The following is a 6849-nucleotide window of genomic DNA, read 5'->3' on the forward strand; positions in this document are numbered from 1 at the left end:
CGTGACCGACCGGCACCCCGATGTCCTGGTCATCCTGACGGACCAGCAGACCGCCGACGCGATGAGCGCCGCCGGGAACCCGCACCTCCACACCCCGCACATGGACGCGCTGGCCGCCGCCGGCACCCGCTACCGGAACGCGTACTGCGCCCAGCCGCTCTGCGCGCCGTCCCGGGCCAGCCTGCTCACCGGGCAACCGCCCAGCGCCCTGGGCATCACCGGCAACGAGGCCACGGGCCGGGACGGGACCGCCCCCGACCCCCTGCTGGGCCGGGTGTTCGCCGAGGCCGGCTACGACTGCGCCTACGGCGGCAAGTGGCACCTGCCCGAACTCGACCCGCCCCAGGACCGCGGCTTCCGCGTCATCCACCCGGCCGGGGACGACGCCGGACTCGCCCGCGCCGCCGCCACCTTCCTGCACCGCCCGCGCCCGCGCCCGTTCCTGCTGATGCTCTCCTTCCTGGAGCCGCACGGCATCTGCGAGTGGGCGCGCGGCCAGGACCCGAGGACCGGCCCGCTGCCCGCCCCGCCGCCCGTCGCGCAGTGCCCGCCGCTGCCCGCCAACTTCCCGCCCGCACCTTACGAGGCACGCCTCCCCCGGCTCGCGCAGCGGGCCTGGGCGCACACCCACCCCACCGCCGAGTGGCGCGAGGACGACTGGCGGCGCTACCGGCAGGCGTACTACGCGCTGGTCGAACGGGTGGACGCGAACCTCGGCACCGTGCTGGACGGACTGCGCGAGCACCGGCGCTGGACCGGGCGGGACACCGTCGTGGTGTTCACCTCCGACCACGGCGACGGCGCCGGCGCGCACGGGTGGAACCAGAAGTGGGCGCTGTTCGAGGAGTCGGTTCGGGTGCCGTTCCTGGTCAGCGGGCCCGGCAGCGCGGCGGGCGAGGTCAGCGACCGGCTGGTGTCGACCGGCCCCGACCTGCTGCCCACCCTCTGCGACCTCGCCGGCCTGCCCACGCCGCCCGGCCTGCCGGGGCGGAGCGTGCGCGCGCCGCGGCCGCGCGAGAGCGTGGTGGTGGAGACCCGCTGGGAGCTGCCCGGGTTCAACAACGCCCTCGGCCGGATGATCCGGGACGAGCGGCACAAGTACGTCTGCTACGCCTGGGGCGACCACCGCGAGCAGCTGTTCGACCTCGACGACGATCCCGGCGAGATGGTCAACCTCGCGGTGGACGCCCGGCATTCGTCCCTGCTCGACCGGTTCCGTGGGATGCTCGCCGACCACTGCGCCCGCTCCGGCGACCCGTTCGCCCGCTTCGTACCGGCCGCCATCGACAACTGACGCACCCTCGGCCTCAATCGGCGGCGATGCCGAGCAGTTCGCGGGTCCGGCGGTACTTGGCGGCGAGGCGTTCGGCGGTGGCCGGGTCCAGGCTCGCCAGCCGGACCGGGTCGGAGTTGTGCGCGAGGTCGGCCCGCTTGACGACGAGGGCCCCGGGGGTGGCGAGGATGCGCGCGGTGTACTCCTCCAACGCCTCGCCGGGCCGCTTGGTGAGCGCGTCCACGATGGCCTTGGTGGTGGCACTGAGGCCCGCACCGGCCAGCCACTCGCGGCTCAGCACGTCGTCCTCGATGGCGTCGTGCAGCCACCCCGCCGCGATCTGCTCCTCACTGCCGCCACGCTCCGCCACCCCACGGGCGACCGCCGCCAGGTGCTCGGCATAGGGACGGCCGTTCTTGTCGGTCTGCCCCGCGTGCGCACTCCGGGCGATCCGCTCGACCTCGACCAGGCTCAGATAGTCCACCCGGCCATGGTAGATGCCGGAGTCGCCGAACTGCTCGGCCCGCTCCACGGGTTCGCGTTCGTGGAGCCCGGGCACCGGAGGACGGAATGCCTCGGACGGCGCCTGTCGGATCCCGGTTGAATTCCACCGGAATTCCGGTAGGCCGCCATCCGCAATCTTTACAGCCCGCTCGCGCCCCTGTTAGCCTTCAAGCGCGATTTGCACCCGCACATTGGTTGGGCTTCATAAGGTTGCGAGGTTTGCGGTCATGATGTTGGAAAAGGGAAAAGTCCTGCGGTTCGACGACGTTCGCGGCTACGGATTCATCGCCCCCGACGACGGCAGCGAAGACATCTTCATGCACGCGAACGACCTGCTCAGCGAAAAGTACATGATCCAGCCGGGCATCCGGGTCTCGTTCAGGTCGGAAATGGGCGATCGCGGTCCCAAGGCGTCCGACGTCCGCATCGTCGATGACGCGCGGCCCGCGGCGGTCCCGTCGACCCCGCCGGCGCCCGCCAAGGCACGGACGGGACCCGATTCCGAGGACGGACTGTGCGATGTGCTGTCGGCCGACGAGTTCCAGCACGAGCTGACCGAATCCCTGCTCCGGACCGTTCCGACACTGACCGGGGCCCAGCTGACAGAGGTGCGCGCCCGCGTGATCGAACTGTCCCGCACCCACGGCTGGATCGAGTCCTGAACGCGCGATGAACCACCGCACGGGCCGGCACCGAGGGCCGGCCGCCGATTCCCCGGCGGCCGGCCCTCGGCCTTCCGTCACTGCGCCGCGGCGAACTGCAGGCCGCTCATCTGGATACCGGTCGGCAGCTCCTGCCGCCCCGCGATGTCGAGCTTCCGGTAGACCCGGGTGAGGTGCTGCTCGACCGTGCTCACGGTGATGCAGAGCTTCGACGAGATCTCCCGGTTGGTGTCGCCCCGCGCGGCCAACCAGGCGACCCGCCGCTCCGACTCGCTGAGCGCCCCGTCGGAGGCGCCGGCCTCGGCGGTCTCCTCGAACCGCGCCTCCTGCGCACCGGGCCTGGTGCCGGTGACGGCCAGCGGCCGGCCACCGCACTCCTGCGCCACGTGCTGGGCCTGACGCAGCAGCATGCTGGCCCGGCCCGACTCGCCCCTGGAGTGGTGGAGCGACCCCAGGTCGAACAGGGTCCTGGCCAACTCCAACTTGTCACCCGACAACTGGAGTTCGTCCAGCGCCTGGGTGAGGATCGCCGGCCGCTCGTCGATCGCGGCCAGGGACGCCTTGAGTCGCAACGCGACACCGCGGCTGCGCCACGCGTCGTGCGGCGTCTTCGCGAGGTGCTCGGCGATGAGGCCCTCGGCACCCTCCCGGTCCCCGAGTGCGATCAGCGCCTCGGCGGCATCCGCCCGCCAGGGCATCGCGGCCGGGTTGTCGACACCCCAGTGCTCCGCCAACCGCCCCACCGCGAGGAACTCGCCCAAGGCGACGTCGAAGCGGTTGGTGGCGAGGAAGTAGCGCCCCTGCGCCCTGCGGTACCCCAGCCAGTGAGCGCTCCTGAACAGGGCGTCGGTCACCGGCCCGTCGAGCTGGCGAGCCGCCTCACCGTACTTCCCCATGTTCGTGTACACCATCACAAGAATTCCGATGGGCGCACCCGAAAAAGAAGTCCCGTACTTCTGCGGTATGTAACGCAGCGACCTGGAGGCGAATTCCTCCGCGCCCGCCAGGTCGCCCCGGAGGAGGGAGATCTCCGCGCGGACGCAGGAGAACACCGCCTCCCATCCCGGCGCATTCCTGGTGGCCGATTCCTTGAGGAACAGGTCGCACCACCGGCCCGCCATGTCGATCCTGCCGCGGTGGAGCATCGTCCGAAGCGCACTCACGATCGGATCGAGTGTCGAATCGGTCAGCGGCGAGCCCTGCAACAGTTCCTCCAGCTGGGCGATCCTGTCCGGACGCCGACGCCCCACCAGTCGGCCCACGGCGGCTTCGAGCCCGAGCAGCCGGCCGGAGGACGGCTTCGGCTGGATCGGCGCCGACTTGGGTCGCGTCCCCGGCTGCCCGGCGGGCACCGACCGGAGGGCGGCGGCGTTCGCGGGCAGCCACGGCCCGATGAACCGGACCTCGACCTCGGCGCGGACCTCCGCCGTGGTCAGCTGCTCCAGCCGGTCGAGCACCTTGCGCGCGTCGTCGATCCACCCGTGCGCGTAGAGCAACCTGGCGAGCGGCGCGAGGTGGGGCACCGAGAGGAGGTCGTCGCCCAGGGCGCAGATCAACTCCCTGAGGTGGAGCTCCGCTCCGGAGAGGTTGGCCCGGCGCATGACGTCGGCCAGCCTCAGCTTGATCTCGATCCGCTGCTGGCCGTCGCTGCTCATCGCGTGCGCGAGCTCCAGGCAGGACGACGCGCACTTCACGTTCCCGTCGGCGAGCGCCTGCTCCGCCGCGTCCTGCAGAACGGCGATGCCCCACGGGAAGCGGACCTGGTCGGCGCCCCTCAGGTGCGCGGCCACGGCGGTGGTGGTCGCGCTCTCGGAGTAGAGGAGCGATGCGGCCCGGAGGTGCAGTTCGACCCGGACCGACTGCTCCAGGTCCTCCAGTACCGCGGTCCTGGCCATCGGGTGCCGGTACGAGTAGCCGTCGACGATCCCCGCGGCGTTCAGGGCCCGCACTTCCTGCTCCACCGCCGTCTCGGTGATGCCGAGCAGCCGGGCGATGATCCCTCCGCCGTCCGCACTCCCCAGCACCGCCAGGCCCTGCGCCACCGAGAGGGCCTCCGCACCACCCCGGTAGAGACAGGCCAGGACCGCCCGGCCGAACGCGCCGCCCGCGGCGAGCCGGCACTCGGGCTCCTGCTGCTCCCGGCGCGACAGCGCGCGGTAGTCCTCCATCAACGCCCGCACCAGCAGCGGGTTCCCGCCCGTGGCCGTGAGCAGGCCGTCCACGAGCCGACCGTCGGCGACGATGCTCTCGTCCTGCTCCAGGAGCGTCGCGATGCCCTTGCGGGTGAGCCCCTTCAACTGGATGCGCCGCAGGTTCGGCTGACGCAGCAGTTCGGTGCTGTAGACCGGGTCGCAGAGTGCGCCGACCGGCGACTCGGTGAAGATCATCATCACCCGGGCCGCACGGCCCCGGCGGGCCGCATGGAGCAGGAAGAGCAGTGAATCCCGGTCGGTGTATTGCAGATCGTCGACCGCGATCACCACCGGTGCAACGGCGGAGAGCTCCTGCAGTATCGCGAAGAACTCCTGCATCGCCTCGCCGCGAGTAGCCTCTTTCAAAAGGCCTTGGAATCTGTTGGTAAATTCAGCAGAAACCTGTCCGCCTCCCAGGAGTTGGCGCACCACACCAAGTTGGTCGGCACTCTCCAGCGAGGATGAGTTGGCTTGCAGAACAATTGCATCGGCCTTCGACAATTGCTCGACAAATATTTCCAGAATTTCGCTCTTGCCACACCCGAAAGCGGCCTCGATCATCACCACCCTGGACTCCCCGGCCGCACATTCGGCGAAGGCCGATTCAAGCAGTCCCAGCTCCACGTCCCGGTCGATCAGCACCAAAGCTCCCCCTAAGTTTGATACGAATCCAGTTGATCAGAATTCCCATGCAATAGGAATTTGACTCACCGGAAGGAATGATCTCCAAGGATTCGAGTCGATGGCGAGTATACCTCCCGGCACTCGGGGTCAAACAGCCCTATGTTGATTACCGTAAGCAATTGATCGACCACCAAGGGTTGCGGTGGCCGAATACTCGCGTTCTCACCCGGGCCGCACCCGCTCGCAACCTGCGCAGTCTCCGCGCGGGGCATCCTGCGGGCCGGGCCGACAAAATGCCCGAATGGCCAAAATATCGGTGTGACCAACGTCACCTTGCAAAGTCCGGAACTCTCGGACATTCATTTCGAGCGACCGTCGGCCGGAGCCCGCTACGCGGGGGTGCTGATTCCGCTACGGGATGCCCCCTCGCTACTTAGGGGGTTCCGCCCGAACGTTAGGGGTGGCTGTGGGGATTGACCATTCGTTACCATGCCATGAATTCGTATGTCCTCGGCCGGCGCTTTCGTTCTTCCGCAATCCCGGGCATGCCCGTCCGGCAGGCACGACCGATGCCGGGCTGCCGTGGCCGCGTTCCGTGTGCATGAGCTTCCGACTCAAATGACCGCATTCGCCGGAAAGAACCTCCGGGCAGGGATTCCCGTCCGGCTCGTTCGCCTTTCCCGATTTACTCGAACTTACGTATCCTTTGCTCTCTCTCAGCGGGGTAAGAAATGACGGACGAATCTCAGCTCGTTGACTACCTGCGGCGGATGACCGCTGACCTCCGTCTGGCGCACCGCCGTATCAAGAAGCTGGAGGCAGGGGATACCGAGCCGATCGCGATCGTGGGCATGGCCTGCCGCTACCCGGGTGGGGTGACGACCCCCGACGAGCTGTGGCGGCTGGTCCTGGAGGGCCGGGACGCGATCTCGGCGATGCCGGACAACCGGGGCTGGGACCTGGAGCGGCTCTACGGCCCCGGGTCCGAGGGTTCCACCACCATGGAGGGCGGCTTCCTCTACGACGCGGGCGGTTTCGACGCCGAGTTCTTCGGCATCTCCCCGCGCGAGGCGCTGGCGATGGACCCGCAGCAGCGGCTGCTGCTGGAAACCTCGTGGGAGGTGTTCGAGCGCGCCGGCATCGACCCGCACTCCGTCCGGGGAAGCCGGACCGGTGTCTTCGCGGGAATCATGTACCACGACTACGTCGGAGACCCGGCCACGCTGCCACCGGAGGTGGGAGGCTACCTCAGCACCGGGATGGCGGGGAGCGTGCTCTCCGGCCGGGTCGCCTACACGCTGGGCCTGGAGGGCCCGGCGGTGACCATCGACACCGCCTGCTCGTCGTCACTGGTCGCCCTGCACCTGGCCGTCCAGGCCCTGCGCAACCGCGAGTGCGACCTCGCCATGGCCGGCGGCGTCACCGTCATGGGCACGCCCACCACGTTCACCGAATCGTCGCGCCAGAACGGTCTCGCAGCGGACGGGCGGTGCAAGTCGTTCTCCGCGGAGGCCGACGGCACGGGCTGGTCGGAAGGCGCCGGCGTCATCCTCGTCGAACGGCTCTCCGACGCCCAGCGCAACAACCACCCCGT

5 protein-coding genes are annotated in these 6849 nt (G+C 69.5%); 3 read left to right on the plus strand and 2 right to left on the minus strand.

The features are described from left to right. Position 1: 1 nt before the first annotated feature. Complete coding sequence (locus ACFZBX_RS28690) at positions 2 to 1294, plus strand: sulfatase (RefSeq protein WP_391536699.1); 1293 nt, start codon at positions 2 to 4, stop codon at positions 1292 to 1294. Positions 1295 to 1307: 13 nt separating this feature from the next. On the opposite strand, the gene ACFZBX_RS28695 is transcribed toward ACFZBX_RS28690, so the two are convergent. Further along, positions 1308 to 1757, minus strand: coding sequence for an HD domain-containing protein (locus ACFZBX_RS28695; protein WP_391536703.1), 450 nt, complete (start codon positions 1755 to 1757; stop codon positions 1308 to 1310). 247 nt (positions 1758 to 2004) lie between these two features. Here ACFZBX_RS28695 and ACFZBX_RS28700 point away from each other — a divergent pair, with 247 nt between their 5' ends. After that, on the plus strand, positions 2005 to 2439 hold the full coding sequence (locus tag ACFZBX_RS28700; RefSeq protein ID WP_391536700.1) for a cold-shock protein: 435 nt from the start codon (positions 2005 to 2007) through the stop codon (positions 2437 to 2439). Between the two features lie 77 nt (positions 2440 to 2516). On the opposite strand, the gene ACFZBX_RS28705 is transcribed toward ACFZBX_RS28700, so the two are convergent. Continuing rightward, a complete protein-coding gene (locus ACFZBX_RS28705; RefSeq protein ID WP_391536701.1) occupies positions 2517 to 5273 on the minus strand; it encodes an AAA family ATPase in 2757 nt (918 codons plus the stop codon). Positions 5274 to 5986: 713 nt separating this feature from the next. Between ACFZBX_RS28705 and ACFZBX_RS28710 the strand changes: the two genes are divergently transcribed. Next, positions 5987 to 6849 (plus strand): beta-ketoacyl synthase N-terminal-like domain-containing protein (locus ACFZBX_RS28710; protein WP_391536702.1); only part of this gene is annotated, 863 nt, incomplete at its 3' end.

It is taken from the genome of Kitasatospora sp. NPDC008115 (genome assembly GCF_042957205.1).
GTDB lineage: Bacteria > Actinomycetota > Actinomycetes > Streptomycetales > Streptomycetaceae > Kitasatospora.